19 protein-coding genes are annotated in these 18,004 nt (G+C 44.3%); 6 read left to right on the top strand and 13 right to left on the bottom strand.

Translation table 11 applies throughout. From position 1 onward, the window contains the following. Positions 1 to 16: 16 nt before the first annotated feature. On the bottom strand, positions 17 to 1,270 hold the full coding sequence (gene glyA, locus ORJ00_RS01055) for a serine hydroxymethyltransferase (protein ID WP_305973129.1): 1,254 nt from the start codon (positions 1,268 to 1,270) through the stop codon (positions 17 to 19). 250 nt (positions 1,271 to 1,520) lie between these two features. On the opposite strand from glyA, the gene dinB reads away from it, so the two are divergent. Next, positions 1,521 to 2,585, top strand: a complete 1,065-nt coding sequence (gene dinB, locus ORJ00_RS01050; protein ID WP_306138731.1) for a DNA polymerase IV — start codon at positions 1,521 to 1,523, stop codon at positions 2,583 to 2,585. Between the two features lie 77 nt (positions 2,586 to 2,662). Here dinB and ORJ00_RS01045 read toward each other — a convergent pair whose 3' ends face one another. Together ORJ00_RS01045 and ORJ00_RS01040 are read right to left on the bottom strand one after the other, a co-directional pair. After that, positions 2,663 to 2,875, bottom strand: a complete 213-nt coding sequence (locus ORJ00_RS01045) for a cold-shock protein (RefSeq protein ID WP_027669659.1) — start codon at positions 2,873 to 2,875, stop codon at positions 2,663 to 2,665. A 268-nt stretch (positions 2,876 to 3,143) separates the two neighbouring features. Then, positions 3,144 to 4,457, bottom strand: a complete 1,314-nt coding sequence (locus ORJ00_RS01040) for a DEAD/DEAH box helicase (protein ID WP_306138729.1) — start codon at positions 4,455 to 4,457, stop codon at positions 3,144 to 3,146. Positions 4,458 to 4,604: 147 nt separating this feature from the next. On the opposite strand from ORJ00_RS01040, the gene ORJ00_RS01035 reads away from it, so the two are divergent. Together ORJ00_RS01035 and ORJ00_RS01030 are read left to right on the top strand one after the other, a co-directional pair. Next, on the top strand, positions 4,605 to 5,138 hold the full coding sequence (locus ORJ00_RS01035) for a DUF2058 domain-containing protein (RefSeq protein ID WP_027669661.1): 534 nt from the start codon (positions 4,605 to 4,607) through the stop codon (positions 5,136 to 5,138). Positions 5,139 to 5,206: 68 nt separating this feature from the next. After that, positions 5,207 to 5,656 carry a GNAT family N-acetyltransferase gene (locus ORJ00_RS01030; RefSeq protein WP_306125215.1) on the top strand — a complete coding sequence of 150 codons (450 nt, stop codon included), beginning with the start codon at positions 5,207 to 5,209 and terminating at the stop codon, positions 5,654 to 5,656. On the opposite strand, the gene ORJ00_RS01025 is transcribed toward ORJ00_RS01030, so the two are convergent. Next, on the bottom strand, positions 5,653 to 6,393 hold the full coding sequence (locus tag ORJ00_RS01025; RefSeq protein ID WP_027669662.1) for a methyltransferase domain-containing protein: 741 nt from the start codon (positions 6,391 to 6,393) through the stop codon (positions 5,653 to 5,655). The genes ORJ00_RS01030 and ORJ00_RS01025 overlap by 4 nt on opposite strands. 30 nt (positions 6,394 to 6,423) lie before the next feature. Between ORJ00_RS01025 and gloB the strand changes: the two genes are divergently transcribed. Genes gloB through ORJ00_RS01010 form a run of 3 tightly spaced genes read left to right on the top strand, consistent with a single transcriptional unit; the run spans position 6,424 to position 9,366 of the window. Continuing rightward, a complete protein-coding gene (gloB, locus tag ORJ00_RS01020; protein ID WP_240474809.1) occupies positions 6,424 to 7,200 on the top strand; it encodes a hydroxyacylglutathione hydrolase in 777 nt (258 codons plus the stop codon). Between the two features lie 56 nt (positions 7,201 to 7,256). Further along, a complete protein-coding gene (locus ORJ00_RS01015) occupies positions 7,257 to 8,858 on the top strand; it encodes a LysM peptidoglycan-binding domain-containing protein (RefSeq protein ID WP_305973123.1) in 1,602 nt (533 codons plus the stop codon). Positions 8,859 to 8,886: 28 nt separating this feature from the next. Further along, positions 8,887 to 9,366, top strand: coding sequence for a hypothetical protein (locus ORJ00_RS01010; protein WP_027669665.1), 480 nt, complete (start codon positions 8,887 to 8,889; stop codon positions 9,364 to 9,366). A gap of 1 nt (position 9,367) precedes the next feature. Here ORJ00_RS01010 and ORJ00_RS01005 read toward each other — a convergent pair whose 3' ends face one another. The 9 genes from ORJ00_RS01005 to phhA form a co-directional block, all read right to left on the bottom strand. Continuing rightward, positions 9,368 to 9,577, bottom strand: coding sequence for a hypothetical protein (locus tag ORJ00_RS01005; protein WP_037053457.1), 210 nt, complete (start codon positions 9,575 to 9,577; stop codon positions 9,368 to 9,370). 66 nt (positions 9,578 to 9,643) lie between these two features. Beyond that, entirely contained in the window at positions 9,644 to 10,570 is a 927-nt protein-coding gene (locus ORJ00_RS01000) for a chemotaxis protein (protein WP_027669667.1), read from the bottom strand. Positions 10,571 to 10,776: 206 nt separating this feature from the next. Next, entirely contained in the window at positions 10,777 to 11,415 is a 639-nt protein-coding gene (maiA, locus tag ORJ00_RS00995) for a maleylacetoacetate isomerase (RefSeq protein ID WP_027669668.1), read from the bottom strand. Positions 11,416 to 11,566: 151 nt separating this feature from the next. Then, on the bottom strand, positions 11,567 to 12,583 hold the full coding sequence (locus ORJ00_RS00990) for a fumarylacetoacetate hydrolase family protein (protein WP_306138728.1): 1,017 nt from the start codon (positions 12,581 to 12,583) through the stop codon (positions 11,567 to 11,569). A gap of 23 nt (positions 12,584 to 12,606) precedes the next feature. Next, positions 12,607 to 13,740 (bottom strand): homogentisate 1,2-dioxygenase, encoded by a 1,134-nt coding sequence (locus tag ORJ00_RS00985; protein WP_027669670.1) that lies wholly within the window; start codon positions 13,738 to 13,740, stop codon positions 12,607 to 12,609. Beyond that, positions 13,733 to 14,806 carry a 4-hydroxyphenylpyruvate dioxygenase gene (hppD, locus tag ORJ00_RS00980; RefSeq protein WP_027669671.1) on the bottom strand — a complete coding sequence of 358 codons (1,074 nt, stop codon included), beginning with the start codon at positions 14,804 to 14,806 and terminating at the stop codon, positions 13,733 to 13,735. The genes ORJ00_RS00985 and hppD overlap by 8 nt, the downstream gene beginning before the upstream one ends. Before the next feature lie 213 nt (positions 14,807 to 15,019). Further along, a complete protein-coding gene (gene tyrR, locus ORJ00_RS00975; RefSeq protein WP_027669672.1) occupies positions 15,020 to 16,582 on the bottom strand; it encodes a transcriptional regulator TyrR in 1,563 nt (520 codons plus the stop codon). A gap of 149 nt (positions 16,583 to 16,731) precedes the next feature. Further along, positions 16,732 to 17,073 carry a 4a-hydroxytetrahydrobiopterin dehydratase gene (locus ORJ00_RS00970; RefSeq protein WP_027669673.1) on the bottom strand — a complete coding sequence of 114 codons (342 nt, stop codon included), beginning with the start codon at positions 17,071 to 17,073 and terminating at the stop codon, positions 16,732 to 16,734. Positions 17,074 to 17,082: 9 nt separating this feature from the next. Further along, complete coding sequence (gene phhA / locus ORJ00_RS00965; protein WP_306138727.1) at positions 17,083 to 17,883, bottom strand: phenylalanine 4-monooxygenase; 801 nt, start codon at positions 17,881 to 17,883, stop codon at positions 17,083 to 17,085. Positions 17,884 to 18,004: the final 121 nt, after the last annotated feature.

Genomic DNA, 18,004 nt, shown 5'->3' with positions numbered 1-18,004 from the left:
AGCACTTAATTAATGCTTACGCATAAACTGGGAAACGCCCACACAGCTCAGATACCTGGGCTCGTACGCTATCAATTACACCCGCATCCCCACGGCTATCCAGCACGTCACAAATCAAGTTTGCTACTGTACGCGCTTCAGCTTCTTTAAAACCGCGACGGGTAATGGCTGGCGTACCAATGCGCAAACCTGACGTGACGAAAGGTGAGCGGGGATCGTTAGGCACAGAGTTTTTATTCACCGTAATGTGCGCTTGGCCCAACCAGGCATCAGCTTCTTTACCTGTTATGTCTTTATCAATCAAATCCATCAAAAACAGGTGATTCTTTGTACCACCAGAAACAATTTTATAACCACGTGCCATCATCGCATCACACATAGCCACAGCGTTTTGCAGCACATGTTGCTGATACACCTTAAATTCTGGTTGCAACGCTTCTTTAAAAGCAACCGCCTTGGCTGCAATAACATGCATTAACGGGCCACCCTGACTGCCTGGGAATACCGCTGAGTTTAACTTTTTCTCAATTTCTTCGTTCTTACGCGCTAAAATTAACCCACCACGCGGACCGGCTAATGTTTTATGCGTTGTTGTGGTTACTACATCAGCAACCGATACCGGGTTAGGGTATAAACCAGCAGCCACTAAACCAGCAACATGGGCCATATCGACCATCAAATAAGCACCAACTTTGTCAGCGATATCGCGAAAACGCTGCCAATCAACAATGCCTGAGTAGGCAGAAAAACCTGCAATGATCAGTTTTGGTTTATGCTCCAGCGCCAACGCTTCGGCCTGATCGTAGTCAATAACACCTGTTTCAGGGTGCAGGCCATATTGCACGGCTTTATAAAGCTTACCTGATGCACTAACGTGCGAGCCATGCGTTAAGTGACCACCATGAGCCAGGCTCATACCTAAAATAGTATCGCCTGCGTTTAACAGCGCCAGAAACACCGCAGAGTTTGCCTGTGAACCCGCATGTGGTTGCACGTTAGCGTAATCTGCGCCAAATAATTCTTTAGCACGAGCAATGGCTAAATCTTCTGCAATATCTACATACTCACAGCCGCCATAATAGCGCTTGTGCGGATACCCTTCAGCATATTTGTTTGTCAGCTGAGAGCCTTGAGCTTGTAATACACGTGGGCTAGCATAGTTTTCAGAGGCGATAAGCTCTATATGCGCTTCCTGACGTTCAGTTTCATCTGTTATGGCCTGCCATAATTCGGGATCAAAATCGGCAATATTCATATCACGCTTTAACATGCTCTCTCCTGGCGCGGTTTTACGCTTAGTCTTAATTAAATTACAGTAAGTCAAAACTGGCTGACAAAAATTGCTGACTATTCTACCGCTTAATTGCGTTTTGTGCACTTAGAATTTAGCCATCTAAATGGCTGAAGCGGCAATTAGCCTATTACTTTAACCCGCCATAGTGTGATGAACTCTTTACAGCACGATCAATGCCACCTAATATACTGTATATACAAACAGCATACTATCAGGCGGATGAGCAGTGCGTAAAATAATACATATTGATATGGATTGTTTTTTTGCCGCAGTTGAAATGCGAGACAACCCTGCGTTGCGGCATATTCCAATCGCGATTGGTGGGTCCAGACAAAGCCGTGGCGTTATTTCAACCTGTAATTACCCTGCGCGGGCTTTCGGTGTGCGTTCAGCCATGCCAACAGGCCAGGCAATAAAACTGTGCCCTCAGCTAACACTACTCAATGGCAATATGGAAAAGTACAAAGCGGCTAGCAAACAGATCCGCGCTATTTTTAGCCGATACACAGACCATATTGAGCCGTTGTCGCTAGACGAAGCCTATCTTGATGTGTCTGAGTGTACTTTGTTCCAGGGAAGCGCAACGCGCATCGCAAATGACATTCGTCATAGTATTTTCACTGAAACCGGGCTTACCGCATCAGCAGGCATAGCCCCAAACAAGTTTTTGGCTAAAATTGCCAGCGATGAAAATAAACCCGATGGTTTTTTTGTTATTACACCCGCTCAGGTAACCGATTTTGTTAAAACGCTACCTTTGAAAAAACTGCCCGGTGTTGGCGTTAAAACAGCCGCCCGTTTAAATCAACTTGGCTTGCACTATTGTGCCGACATAACCGATGCACCATTGCCTGTATTGCTAAAGCATTTTGGCGGATTAACAGACACCTTATTAAAACGTAGCCAGGGTATTGACGACAGACCGGTGTGTAATAATGAACAACGAAAGTCGCTGGGTGTCGAGCGCACACTAGAGCATGACTTACTGCATTACACGGATTGTGTGGAAACTTTAAGCCAATTATTGCCTCAGCTACAGCGTCGATTAGAGCATTACGCTAATACCGCTGCTGGTAAGACAACCCCAATTCAGAAAGTAGGCATAAAGCTTAAGTTTAGTGACTTTCGACAAACTACAGTTGAAAAACAAGGCCAACCACTGCAATTGGACAAATTACTGCCATTACTTACTGAAGCGTGGCAACGTCGGCAACAACAAGGGGTAAGACTTATCGGGCTACAGATTGGTTTTAAAACAGACGCACTGCAACAACTGGCTTTACCTTTCTAAACTTGTTTCACAGCATTTATCTGATTTTAAATAACAGAAAACCGGCGAAAGCCGGTTTTATGCAAGCCTGGCCGGAATTATCCGATAACAGTTACGTTTTCAGCTTGTGGGCCTTTTTGGCCTTCAGTTACTTCAAAAGTAACTTTCTGACCTTCAACTAAAGTTTTACGGCCGGTACCATTGATAGCGCGGAAATGAACAAAAACGTCCTTACCACCTTCACGCTCCAGGAAACCGTAACCTTTTTCTTCGTTGAACCACTTAACTGAACCGGAAATTAACTGTGACATAACACTCTCTTACTTTAACTAAACTTGCCAGCTCGCTGGCGACTTAAATATTACCGGCCATAGCAGCTGACGAGTATATATTTTCACCCTTATTATCATTTAAGCCATAGTAAGGGGTCAATAACCTTGCCTGCTGCACAGAAAATAATTTCTTTCTAGCCGTATCAGCAACATGTGCCACATTACTGATTACCCTGTTGTTTACCTGCTAATCAACAACTAATTTAGTGTAGCAGCAATACTGATGAAAAAATAATCAGCACTCTATTTATTTTTGCTTACGCTTTACTGGCGCAGAACCATCATCACCACCGAGAAAAAATTTAGGTGCTGACTTTACTGCCTCTTTCGCGTCTGTCTTAGTATGGGTTTTAGCCGGACGTTTTTGCTTTTTTGTCACAGGTTTAGACGTTGCTTTAGCGACGCTGACTTTACCGTCAAATTTCGCCGCTAAGCCTTCCACTTCACTAAAGCTGGTAGGTTGCCTTAAAAACGCTTCAATACGCTGCAATGCAGGAATGTCTTTAGGCCCAACCAGTGAAATAGCCTCGCCTTTTGCACCCGCCCGCCCTGTACGACCAATACGGTGCACATACTCTTCGGCGTGCCGAGGTAAATCAAAATTGATCACATGCGATACCTGTAATAAATCCAGACCACGTGAGGCTAAATCAGTCGTCACCAATACTTGGTGCTTACCCGTAGCAAAGGCCTGCATCACCGAATTACGACTACTTTGTGACAATTTACCACTAAGCCCAACAGCGCCCTTACCCAATTGCTCACACAATAGTGCCAAACGATCAGCGTCTTCACGTGTTGCAGTAAAAATAATGAGCTGTTTTAACGCATCTTGCTGCAGAAAGTGTTTCAGCAGCGCTTCTTTATGGGTTAAATGATCTGCCAGATAAAAACGTTGACTAATATCTTGATGCTGCAAGTGCGAAGCACCAACCGCGACACGGTGTGGATTTTTTAACAGCGCCAGCGACAATTCGTCTACTTCAGCGTGATCAAGCGTTGCAGAAAATAATAAAGTTTGACGCAAACGATGATCCGCCGACTTATTAATAACGGTCAACTGCGGCATAAAACCCAAATCAAGCATACGGTCGGCTTCGTCCAGAATTAACATTTCTAAACCGTTAATAAATACTGATTTGTGTTCCAGGTGATCGACAAATCTTCCTGGTGTTGCAACGATGATATTGGGTTCGCGTTTTAATATTTTTTCTTGATCATTAAAATTCTCACCGCCAACAATCAACGCCGAGGTCAACGGCGTATTCGCCACAAACAAACGTAATTGCGCATAGACCTGCTTGGCAAGCTCCCTGGTCGGCGCTAATATCAGTGCCCTTGCATCCCGCTTAGATAGCGGACGACTTTTTAATAATCTCTGCATCATGGGCAATAAATACGCCAGCGTTTTACCAGAGCCCGTTTGTGAGGAGACGATTAAATCCCGTCCTATCATCACAGCAGGAATAGCTTCATGCTGAATTTCAGTAGGCTTTTCAAACCCCAGGTGCTGCACGGAACGCATTAAGCGTGGGTCAAGCGATAGATCATTAAATGGCAAAGTGAACCTCTTAAACCTTAAATTACCGCTATATAATAACCGATGCTGACAATTTGAGTTAGTTTGATTTAATAACACTATACGATTGCGCTACTATAGCGCCTCCATTCAACACGGCCTACGCCGACAAACTGGACAAGGTTTTAAATGAGTAACGCATTAAAAGAGCAACTGTTAAAGGCCGGTTTGGCTGATGCTAAAAAACTAAAAGCGGTTAAAAAAGAAAAACATAAACAAAAAGTACAGGCAGGTAAGAAACAGCCAATTGTTAACGAAGCCAGCACATTAGCAGAACAGACACGGCAACAACAAATTGAACGCGATCGATTGTTAAATCAGCAAAAGCAAGCCGCGTTGCAAATTAAAGCCATCGCGGCACAGGTTAAACAACTTATTGATGTTAATACCATTAAGGCGCTTGGCGATGTGGCGTATAATTTTACTGATAGCAAACTGGTAAAGCGACTTTATGTCAGCAAAAAGCAGCACGACGAACTTAGTAGAGGCTTGTTAGCCATTGCCAAGCAAGATGAACAGTATTTTCTTGTTCCTGCAAACGTTGCGGAAAAAATAAGCCAGCGCCAAAGTGACAGTATCGTTGTATTAAATGTAAAACAGCAACAACTGGATGAAGATGATCCCTACGCAGATTACAAAATACCGGACGATTTAATGTGGTAACACCAACGTGCAGCAATGTCACCTGCCAAGCTCATATCGCATTAGCCACTGTCGAGGAGATGCATCAGTTGCAGAGCTGGTTTAAATCGGCTGAGCAGCAACATAGCTGGGGTGGTGATAATTTTGATTTTCCCTGCAGTGCCGCGCGGTTTCTGCAACTGCTAAATCGCCCTGGCACGCAAAGCTTTAGCTTAAGAAAAAGTGCTGAAGATCCCTTATTAGGTTTTGGCCAAATTTGTGACCGCTTTAGTTGCCACCATTTAGCCAGGCTTGTTATTTGCCCTGAACATCGAGGCCAGGGGCTAGCAAAGATGTTGATCGTAAATTTAATTAAGCAGGCATTCTCACAACAACAACGCGATATTTCACTTTATGTGCATCGCCACAACGTTATTGCGATACAGTGTTATCAAAGTTTTGGCTTTACAATCCGTAAGCCGCCTGAACCGGAAAACGCCAGACTGTATTTTATGATGTTGTCAGCAGCCAATGCTGCACTTCTGCTCCAACAGCGTTAAACCTTATCTGTTCGATGCCGCGCGCTAACGCCTTTAACCTGCGGTTCAAAAGTGGGATTCAGTTGCCACTTAGGCCTAATGGGCGTCAGTGGCAGCTCTCTCTTACGGGCAACTAACATATAACTGGCACCAAAATAGTGAAGATGACTCTCAGAAAACTGCTGCAATCGGCTCTGATGATAATCTTTAGCTAACATAGCCGAACAAAAAAAACGCTGTTCAGCCAACACTTCAAAACCGACCAAATGCAACCAATCTTTAATTCGTGACACACTAAAAAAACGCCCTTGCCATGGGAAGCGATGTTGCAGTGAAGGCCAGTATTTTAATATGCCGACTAAACTATAAGGGTTAACGCCGGTGATGATTAAATAACTATCAGAGCGCATAACGCGATGCGCTTCACGAACAACATGATGCGGGTCGTGACTAAACTCCAAATGGTGGCTTAACAATATCGCATCGATGCTAGTATCGCTAAAAGGCAGTGCATCCGCTTCTGCCTGCAACATGACATTTTCACTGCACAAACCAACATTGATATGGTGCTGTACCTTGCAACCACCAGTATCTAATTGACAGCTTAAATCGCCTATTTTGAGCAAGTAATAGCCAAATATCCGCTGCCACCAAGGTTGCAGTTCGACACTAATTGCCCGCGCAAGCGCATCGCCTTGATTAAACTGACGCCAGTGGGTGGGAAATGTCTGCTCTTTTTCGCTTAATGCCGGTTTCATGCTAAATTACTATCCGGATCCATTTAAAGTATGACCGCTATGCTAGAGATTACACCTATACAGGCTTTTGAGGATAACTATATTTGGGCACTATGTCAGCCTACCACAGCTAAATGTCTGATAGTTGACCCTGGCTGCGCAAACAGTGTGCTGCAGTATTTATCTGAACGCCAGTTAGTGCTGGATACTATACTCGTTACTCATCATCACGCCGACCATACTGCAGGCATTAACATTTTACGTCAGCATTTCCCAGGCATTCAGGTTATTGGACCTGCTGCTGAGCAATATCGCATAGCAGGTCTGACGCAGAGCGTAACAGAAGGTGACACAATAGCATTGCCTCAGTTTAATCTTGAATTATCGGTTATAAGTTTACCAGGACACACCTTAGGCCATATTGCTTTCTATTCAGCGCCGGTTTTGTTTTGTGGTGATACCTTATTCAGCGCTGGTTGTGGTCGGTTGTTCGAAGGTAGCCCTGAGCAAATGTGGCAATCGCTACAAAAGCTAATGGCGTTACCCGACGAAACCCAAATTTATTGTACACATGAGTACACCTTAGCGAATTTAAAGTTCGCCTTACACGCTGAACCAAGTAATTCGGATTTGATCGAATATACCCGCCATTGTACGCATTTACGTGAGAAAAACCTGCCAACACTGCCATCTAAGATGCAACTGGAGAAAGCAATAAATCCATTTTTACGCTGTAAAAACAAATCCTTACAGAAAAAATGGCAGCAAGACTCTGCTCAGACGCTATTTACAGCATTAAGGGCAGCGAAAGATCAATTTAAAGGCTAACTTGCAATCGGATGCCGAAAAGGTAACATTCGTATTTTTAACTGTGGAACACCCTAATGTTTATAAGAATTTCTGCACTGGCTGCGGCCGTTTTACTCGCTGGATGCGTAAGCAACGATACATCTGACGAGATAACCAAACAGCCTGAAACTGCGCCTAAAACGCAGCCCGCAGACGTTCATAAAAACGCAGCAAATGCTCAGCAGATTGCTAAGCATCTATGGTCTGAGGCAGCACGCGCTAACGAAGACGTTACGCCGGTAGATGTCACAGAATTAGAAGACTTGTGGCAGCGAATTCAGATGCAGTTAACATTTGAAGTACCACAAACCCGCCCTATTGTAGAACAACGTAACTACTACGCCAGTCATCAAGCCTATCTTGACCGCGTTGCAGGTCGGGCACAGCCATTTTTATATTACATCGTTGAAGAAATCGAAAAACGAAATATGCCGCTTGAATTGGCTTTATTACCCATTGTCGAGAGTGCTTTCGATCCATTTGCATACTCTCACGCTGCGGCATCCGGCATGTGGCAGTTCATGCCCGCTACCGGTAAACGATTTGGCTTGAAACAAAATTATTGGTACGACGGGCGCAGGGACGTTATCGCGTCAACCCGTGCTGCGTTGGACTATTTACAGTATCTACACGACACACTAGAAGGGGATTGGTTAAATGCCATAGCAGCATATAACTCTGGTGAAGGCCGAATCATGTCGGCAATAAAACGTAATAAGAAAAAGCGCTTACCTACAGACTTCTGGTCATTAGATTTACCGGCAGAAACCACAGCCTATGTGCCTAAATTACTAGCCTTAGTCGATATATTAAAACGACCGGATGAATTTGAGATTGTCTGGAAATTTATTGCCAATGAAGTAAAAATTGACGTAGTCGATATTGAGAGTCAAGTTGATCTCGCTATAGCGGCAAATTTGGCCGGACTTGATGTTACAGAACTTCAAGCACTTAATCCTGGTTTCAATCAGTGGGCAACCGATCCTGATGGCCCACATTATCTGGTACTTCCAGCTACACACACAATGTCGTTTAAGCAAAAGTTAGCGCAAACACCAAGCAATAATAGACTCCGCTGGAAACGTTACATCGTTAGCAAAGGCGACACGTTGGGCAAAATTGCCCAACAACACAATACTAATATCAGTGCCATTCAACGTATAAACAAGTTTAGCGGCAACACCATTAGGTTGGGGCAACCATTACTGATCCCCATAGCTGCACTGGATAATGCTGACTACGAGCTAAGCGCTCCTAATCGTGTTGAAACCGCACAGCAAAATATCGCGGGTACGAAGCTGGACTATACTGTCCAAAAGGGTGATACATTATGGGATATCAGCCGCGAACATAATGTAACTGTTTCCCAATTAGCTAAGTGGAATGGCATAGCACAGCGCTCAGCGTTGAAAACCGGGCAAAAACTAGCGATTTGGCAACAAGACAAAATCGCCGATGCTACTGCGATTTCCAGAACGGTCAGTTACAAAGTACGCAAGGGTGACTCCCTTGCGCGTATCGCTCAGCGTTTTAGTGTCAGCGTGTCGGATATCGTAAAATGGAACAATATAGATACAAGCAGTTATTTGCAGCCTGGACAGAAATTAAAGCTGGTTGTTGACGTCAAACGCGTATAAACGTCAAATCAAGCGAGGAAATAGCCTGATGAAGTATTTGCCGCTGTATTGCTTATTACTGCTAGTAAGTATCAGCAGTAGAGCACAGTTTGACATTACTGGTGAAGGTAAGTTGTATCCGGTTAAAGGTGCAAGCCAAGAGTTTGACTTCGGATTTAGCTATATTCGTCGTGAAGGAAGCTATAGGTTTATCGTGGGCCGGTACAATTTAACTGTACAAACTGTACCGGAAAAATATGCCCTCGCATTAATACTTCAAAACGATAAGCACGTTTGGGTTCCCGACTTTATTAACGAACCACTCGTTGGTTTCGAACTAAAAATCGAAAATTACACCATCAGGCTGTATCAGGATACGGAAACCAACCCAGATAAAGCTAATTTCGTGCTACAGCTAAACGATGAAAACTATTACTTTAGCAGCGGCCCTGGGCAAATCAATTTTTTGTTTTCCGAGGAAGGTATTAAAGATGTAAACGTCAAAGGTATGTTTAAACCACGCCGCTAATTTATTGCTTTTGTTCTTTTTGTAGTTGCAAAGCAGATACAGTGCCTGACGCAATACATAGCAACGGTGCAATAAGCGTGATAACCCAACCTGCTTGTAAACTAATACCATGCCACAAGGCATAACACGCTGCGGTTAATTGAAATACAATACCAAATAACCCTGCATATACTAAGGCTCTGTTAATTGGCCTTTTAGGAAAAGAAAACACTTTTATGCCCCTCGTTGCTAAACTAAACGTAATCTGCAGTGCCCACACTGCAGATTAGCAAATATCTTACTCTTCGCTCATCCATTTTTGAACAGCTGAGACTAATTCATCCGGATGAAATTTGGCAATAAACTGATCCGCACCGACTTTTTTAACCATCGCTTCATTGAAAACACCACTTAATGATGAATGCAACACAACATGCATATTGCGTAAATCTGGATCCGATTTTATTTCAGCCGTCAGGGTGTAACCATCCATCTCGGGCATTTCAATATCAGAAATAAGTAACGGTACTTTGCTTGATATGTCACCACCGAGCTCTGCAGCCTTGGCATTTAACCAATCAAGTGCCAGTTTGCCATCATTAACCAGTTCGACCTGAATACCAATAGAGGTTAGCGCGCGTTTAACCTGGTTGCGCGCAACCGCTGAATCATCAGCTACTAATACGATAACATCTTTAAAGTCTCGATTAGACGCTTTAGTTTTAACCGCATCGCTAACGTCTTCATTGACAGGGGTAATCTCGGAGAACACTTTTTCAACATCAATAATTTGTACCAACTTACCGTCAATTTCTGTAACGGCGGTCAGATAATGTCCAGCGCCAGCCCCTTTGGGTGGAGGTAGAATTTGATCCCAATTGGTGTTAACTATTCTGTCGACACTATTAACTAAAAAGCCCTGTGTATGGCGGTTGTACTCGGTAACTAAAACGTAAGACGTGGATAAATCTTCTATTCGCTTTCCACCTGTTGCCTGACTTAAATCGATGACCATTACCGGTACGCCACGTAAGTGGGCAATACCCCGTACATGCGCGCTAGCACCAGGCATTTCGGTCAGCTCAGGGCACTGTAACACCTCCCGCACTTTAAACACATTAATACCAAAAGGTTGAGAACCATGCAGTCGAAACAACAGCAACTCAAGCCGGTTATTACCAACCAGATTTGTCCGCTGATTTACGGAGGCCATCAATTTACTCATATTGCACTACCTCTGAGGGGCTGACTTAGCTAATGAACAATTTATCGCTAATTACATACACTACAACATGTTGCTTCGAGCAACGCAATGATATCTATAGCAGAACAAAGAAATTATTGCTTAAGCATAGGCGACTATCAGCAATCGTCTAGGGGGATATGATAAATGCTGTCATTGATCACTATCAATACAGCATTTTAGCTAACTTATTGTGCGTCAGGCTGCTGTTCAGGCGCAGCCAACGCAAAGGCGGCAACTTGATTGCAATGATGTACAACGTTATTAATATGCTCATAGGATTGCATATCTAAAGAGAAGCGCTGAGCATTATATACCTGCGGCACTAAACATAAGTCGGCCAATGTAATGTCATTGCCAAAGCAAAATTGCCCCGCAGTAAGGCTAAGCCGCTTATCTAATGCCGCAAATCCAGTATGTAACCAATGTATAATCCACTCTTGCTTTTGAGTTTCTGATAATGCCAATGTCCCCGTTAAATACTGTAATACACGCAGGTTATTAAGCGGATGAATGTCACAGGCAATATCTTGCGCCAGCGCCCGTACTTTGGCTTTGGCAGCAGGTTCCTGCGGCAATAGCGCCGGCTGTGGATACATCTCGTCCAGATATTCAATAATAGCTAGTGATTGATTCAGGCTGATATCGCTATCTACCAAAGTTGGCACCAGCTCTGCCGGGTTCAACGCTTTATAACTGTCGCTGTGTTGTTCGCCGCCATTTTTTACCAGATGTACCGGCAGATTTTCAAAGCTCAGCTGTTTTAAATTCAGCGCTATGCGCACCCGGTAGGCTGCTGAAGAGCGCCAATAACCGTAAAATTTCATTGCAGGTCCTTAACGTACGAAACTTCGAATACGCAGCGGCTGCGTACATTTTTCAGCGACACGCCGTAACCCCATCCTTGGGGGATCGCCTCAGGCCATCCGGCCCTTCAACGGTCGCAGAAAAACTACATCCGCATTCGCTTGCTAATGGTCAGGCTTTATATTGCACCACTTTCTGGTCAATAGCACCAAAGATGCTATTGCCCTGCTCGTCAAGCATTTCCATACGAATGGTATCACCGAACTTCATAAAAGATGTGGATGGCTTACCGTCGCGAATAGTTTCGATCATGCGGATTTCAGCAATGCAGCTATAACCTACTCCACCTTCGCCTACAGAAGTACCGTGCTCAGTTCCCTGCTTGTTAGACACGGTACCAGAGCCAATAACAGCGCCTGCACCTAAGTTTCGGGTTTTAGCGGCATGCGCTACCAACTGACCAAAGTCAAAGGTCATATCAATACCCGCGTTAGGTTTACCAAATAGCTTGCCATTATAGGTAGAAAGTAACGGTAGATGGACACGACCATTATGCCATTTATCGCCCAGCTCATCCGGGGTTATTGCAACAGGGCTAAACGCCGATGCCGGTTTTGAGTGAAAAAATCCAAAGCCTTTGGCAAGTTCATTTGGAATAAGGCCTCGCAGTGACACATCGTTTACCAGCATTAACAAACGAATTTTACTGCGCGCTTCATCAGCCGTAGATGCCATTTTCACATCATCAGTGATCACAGCGACTTCGCCTTCGAAGTCAATCCCGTAGTCTTCACTGACAACGTCAATATTATCACAAGGGCCAATAAAGTCGTCCGACCCACCCTGATACATTAACGGATCGGTCCAAAAGCTTGGCGGCATTTCAGCATTACGCGCTTTGCGCACGAGTTCAACGTGATTAACATATGCACTGCCATCAGCCCACTGATAAGCACGTGGCAACGGTGACTCGCATTGCGCCTGATCAAAAAGCACTTCACCATCCACTTTCCCACTGTTCAGTGCTTGATAGACTTCTTCAAGTTTGACACTTAACTGCGCCCAATTATCGAGTAATTGCTGCATTGTGGCAGCGACAGCAGGCACGGCTACACAGCGCGTTAAATCCCGGCTTACTACCACCAGTAAACCATCACGATTGTCATTTTTTAAACTTGCTAACTTCATTTTTTATCCTTAACCCATCGCGCTTAGGTTTTTACTTTCCAGCTGTTAACGTAATCCGGATTTTCCGTTGCTAATGCTGCCTCGCCCATTTCCAGTGCATCACGAGTATCTAGCATTACCGCAACTTCATCAGTAAATTTTTTCTTGTATTCACGCCCTGCAGCGAATGCTTTAGGATGTGGGCCATGCGTAAAACCGGCGGGATGAAACGTGACCATGCCTTTTTCAATATTGTCTCGGCTGAAAAAATCGCCGGCGTGATAAAACAGCACTTCATCATAATCGTCATTATTATGATAAAAAGGCACTTTCAACGCGCCCGGATCACTCTCTATTGGCCGAGGCACAAAGGTGCACACCACAAAACGCTGGGCAACAAAAGTAGTATGAGCCGAAGGTGGCAAGTGGTAACGGTGGCTCATCAACGGGCGAATATCACGCCAGTTAATACGCATAACAGCTAAATCGCCATGCCAGCCAATCGCGTCGAGTGGGTTGTACGGGTAAGTAATAACCGACACCTCGCCATGACGCTTAACCTCTACCTGCCAGCTGTCTTCGCTGTATTGTGCTTTAAAAGCATCATTTATTTTTGGCGTATCCAGCATGGCTGCGTCGAAAATAGCATGATTACCCACAAGGCCTTTCTCCGGCAGTTGATAACTGTCGTTCGTAGCCTCAACTAACAGGATAAACATCGGTTCTTTTGGCTCTAAACGCCACATGGTAGAGCGCGGAATAACAATATAGTCACCATCCCGCACTGTCATATGGCCATAATCACAATATAAATCGGCACTACCTTCATGGATAAACAGCAACTCATCGCCATCAGCGTTACGTGCCAGCTTGCTCATATTGGCTGCTAAGCGCCAGGTACGCATTTTACAATGCGCATTGAACAACAAGTTTGGCACGGCCCAGGGCGAATTCGCGTTATCCTTACCTATTTCGTTGAAGTTAAACAGGTGAGGCCTAAGCGGTCCTTGCCAATCGCTCCAACCGGTTGGTGCATGCCTGTGATGAAAATGCGTTGCCGGACCAAAAAAACCACTACGGCCAGTTTCACGCTCATAAATAGCCTGCTCGGGAAAATCAGCATGAGCCTGGCGTGATACATCACCTTCCTTTAATGGAAACGATGCCCATTTACGCATTGCTTAACACTCCGCGCTGAATTTGATCTTCTTCGATAGATTCAAACAACGCCTTAAAATTACCTTCACCAAAACCTTCGTTACCTTTACGCTGAATAATTTCGAAGAATACCGGACCAATTACCGTTTTGGTGAAAATTTGCAGTAAAATACCGTCTTTCATTGGCGCACCGTCAATCAAAACCCGTAGCTCGCGCAACAAATCTAAGTCTTCTTCATGCCCCACTACACGGTCATTAACCTTGTTGTAGTAAGTGTCTGGTGTCGGCATAAAATCCATGCCACGGTTGCGTAATGTGCGCACGGTTTCATAAATATTTTCACTGGTTAAAGCGATGTGCTGTATACCCTCGCCTTTGTACTCGCGAATAAATTCTTCAATTTGCGATTTATCATCTGAAGACTCGTTAATTGGAATGCGAATTTTACCGCACGGAGCTGTCATTGCCTTAGAGACTAATCCGGTAAGCTTACCTTCAATATCGAAATAGCGGATCTCACGGAAATTACCGATACTTTCGTAAAAGCCCGCCCAGACATTCATATTGCCGCGCATGACATTGTGCGTCAGGTGATCCAGCACTTCTAAACCAACCCCATGTTTTGCCATCTCTACTTGCCAATTGTCATAGTATTTAAAATCTATGTCATACACAGAGCTGGCACCATAACGGTCAACAAAGTAAAGCAAGCTACTACCAATACCATATACCGCTGGAATATTTAGCTCCATTGGCCCAACCTGGTTTTTATATTCTTTGGCGCCATTTGCAATAGCGTGCTTTAACGCCAACGCTGCGTCTTTTACGCGAAACGCCATAGCACATACACTTGGACCATGATTACGAGCAAATTCTTCTGCTTGCGAATTTGGCTCTGCATTGATGATAAAATTAATATCACCCTGCTTGTATAACCATGCTTGCTTAGAACGGTGCTGTGCCACTTCGGTAAAGCCCAACGAATAAAATAAGTCTTTTAATTTCTGAATACCGTCGGCATCTGCGGCGGTGTATTCAACAAACTCAAAACCATCAGTGCCCAGTGGATTAGTTAAATCTAACATCAGTGTATTCCATGCTATGTCTTCGATGGCGCTAATAATGCGCTAGCCGTAAAAAAAAGAAAGAGGGGAGCACGCGACAGTCAGGTGAAGGCTAATATGCAGTTTTGTAAAGTTGGCAGTACGAAAACAGCTATTGCTAAAAAACCGATCAAAAAGGGCCGATTTATCACCTTATCGGCCCTTAGACAGTACAGTTTTAAGAACAAAGCGTAGCTAAATCTTTACACTCTTACGGTTAATACCATAATCACGCAGCTTATTTGCAACCGCGGTATGGCTTAATCCTAACTTTTTGGCTAATTGCCGTGAGCTTGGATAGGCCGGAAACAACTTCCGTAACAAGTTGGCTTCAAACCGTTTAACGGCTTCATCAAGTGTTCCGTCAAAATCCTGCTCTAAATAACCAAAATCGTTGTTATAGCTTGGCAGTTGTAAATGCTCGCGGTCCAACTCATAACCATCTAGCAACGTAATGGCACGATATAGTGCATTTTCAAGCTGCCTTACGTTGCCAGGCCATGGATAGCTTTGCAGGAAACTGGCGCAGCTGTCAGTTAACTTAGGCGCTTTTCGCCCTAACCGTACTGAAAAACGAGCAATAAAGAACTCTGCCAGAGGAATAACGTCTTGTTTGCGCTCACGCAATGCCGGCAATGCCAGTGTCAGTACGTTTAAGCGGTAAAATAGGTCTTCGCGGAATTTATTCTCCTGCACCATACCGGGTAAATCTTTCTGTGTGGTACAGATAACCCTAACATCCACTTTTACTTCATTTTCATCGGCAACCCTTCGAAAACTGCCATCCTGCAAAAACCGGATTAATTTAGTTTGCAACTGATGGGACATTTCACCAACTTCATCCAGAAAGACGGTTCCACCGTTGGCTTGCTCAAAAATACCTTTTTTACCCTCTGCAGACCCGGCAAAAGCATTTGCGCCGTAACCAAATAACTCAGACTCAGCAACGTTATCTGGCAGCGAAGCACAACTTAATGCTAAAAACGGTTTTGCTGAACGACTGCTCGCAGCATGACAGGCTCTGGCGAGCAATTCTTTGCCAGTTCCGGTTTCACCCATAATTAAAATAGGTGCATCTAACTGCGACATTTTCTTTGCTTCGCGCACCACTTTACGCATTAAATTGCTATGTGCTTGCAGGGTATTAAAGCTTTCTTGATCGCCCTTTTTAAACGCCACCATATGCTGGCCCAAACGGCTTTCTGATTTAAGGTTAATCACAGCACCGGCCAGGATCTCCTCGCCAGTGTCATCAGGCACCATAACGGGTAAAATGTCAGCAACAAAGCGCTTGCCTTGCACTTCCAGCCGACGAGTCTGTGCCAGCACATCATCCCCTTCCAGCCAACGTTGGAAATTGAAGCCTCTAACCATGCCATGCAGCGATTGTCCGGCTATTGCATCACGTTCTACAGATAGCGCCTCTAGCGCTGCATCATTTATTACTGTGACATTAGCTTTGACATCGATGGCGATTAGACCATCAGGCAAGGTACGCAGTAAGGTTGATAATTCATTATGCTCACGTTCCGATGGCATAAAAGCTGTCGTTTTTACATCTTCCACACCTGAAATACGACGTATTTTTGCCATCAGCTCCTGAAACTTTTCAAAGTTAACTGTCGGAAAAGAGACATACATCCGGCTTAAACTTGGGACAACTTCAATACCACGCAAATCTAGCTGATAACTTACTAAGACATTTAATACTTCTTGCGCCAGGCCAAGTCTGTTCTGGCATTGAATTTCTAAACGCATACCGCAAAGTACCCCGAAACCAAATCGTGAGCAGCATAATACGGTATAACTAACAACTGAGACCAGTAATTTTGTAAAGAAATATGAACAAAAAGCAGAGAGATAGCTAATATCGAGTGGTGGCGACACCACCACTCGATATTAAGGCGTTAATTCGCCAGAAGAGAATCTGTTTTAGCTGCACAAATAAAATCGTTTTTGTGTAGGCCTTTAATTGAGTGCGACCACCAGGTTACGGTGAGCTTTCCCCACTCTAACAGCAAAGCTGGGTGATGACCTTCCGCTTCCGCTAACTCAGCGACTTTATGGTGAAACGCCCAAGCAAGTTTAAAATTTTTAAACTTAAATTCACGCTCTAATTGTAAAATACCGTCACGAACCACTGGCGTCCAATCTGGTATCTGACGCATTAATTCAGGAAGCTCAGCGTCACTGACTTTCGGCGCATCAGCTCGACAAGCTTCACATTGCATTGCTTTTAATTCAGACATGTTTAATTCCTAACTTGCTTGTTTTTCTTTTGGTGGAAATTTTGGCGCATGCAGCCCCAAGGCTTTGGCCTGTTCAACTAAAGCCATCATATCCAGATGCGCAATATCAAACAGTTGGTCAATACGCTCTATCATAAAATAAATAGGCTGCATAATATCGATCCGATAAGGTGTTCTAAGAACATCTACGGCATCAAACGCCTTACGTTCTGGTATATCAGACTCTAAGGCATATTGCGTTTCGCCCGGGGATGACAAAATACCACCACCGTAAATACGCAAACCATTTGGCGTATTTAGCAAGCCAAACTCAATAGTAAACCAGTACAGTCGGGCGAGATAAACCCTGTCTTGATTGCTCGCAGCAAGGCCCAGTTTACCGTAAATATGCGTAAACTCGGCAAATGCAGGGTTAGTTAACATGGCGCAATGGCCGAAAATTTCGTGAAAAATGTCCGGCTCTTGCAAGTAATCAAACTCTTCTCGGCTACGAATAAAGGTCGCCACCGGAAAACGTTTATTTGCTAACAACTCAAAAAACTTGTCAAAGCTAATAAGGGCCGGCACTTCGGCACATTCCCAGCCTGTCGTAGCACGAAGCACTTTGCTGACTTCTTCTAATTGCGGTATCCGATCGGTTGGCAACTGAAGCTTCTCCAATCCGGCCATATACTCATCACATGCCTTGCCTTCAACCACACTTAACTGGCGTGTAATTAATTCATGCCAAATCTGATTGTCTTCATCTGACCAGGCAATAAACCCAGTATCATCAGACTGACGGGAAATATACTTACTCGACTTACTCATAAACAACCTGTTAATTAATCTGTTATACGGGAGTGTCCCGTTTATCTGCTGTTAGCTTGGAATAATTATGGGCGCAGATAATTAGTTAGAGCGGATACTAAGCGATACGACGGCAAGAGTT

Source organism: Rheinheimera baltica, from assembly GCF_030731985.1.
GTDB lineage: Bacteria > Pseudomonadota > Gammaproteobacteria > Enterobacterales > Alteromonadaceae > Alishewanella > Alishewanella baltica.
This window is presented reverse-complemented; position numbering and strand designations above follow the sequence as displayed.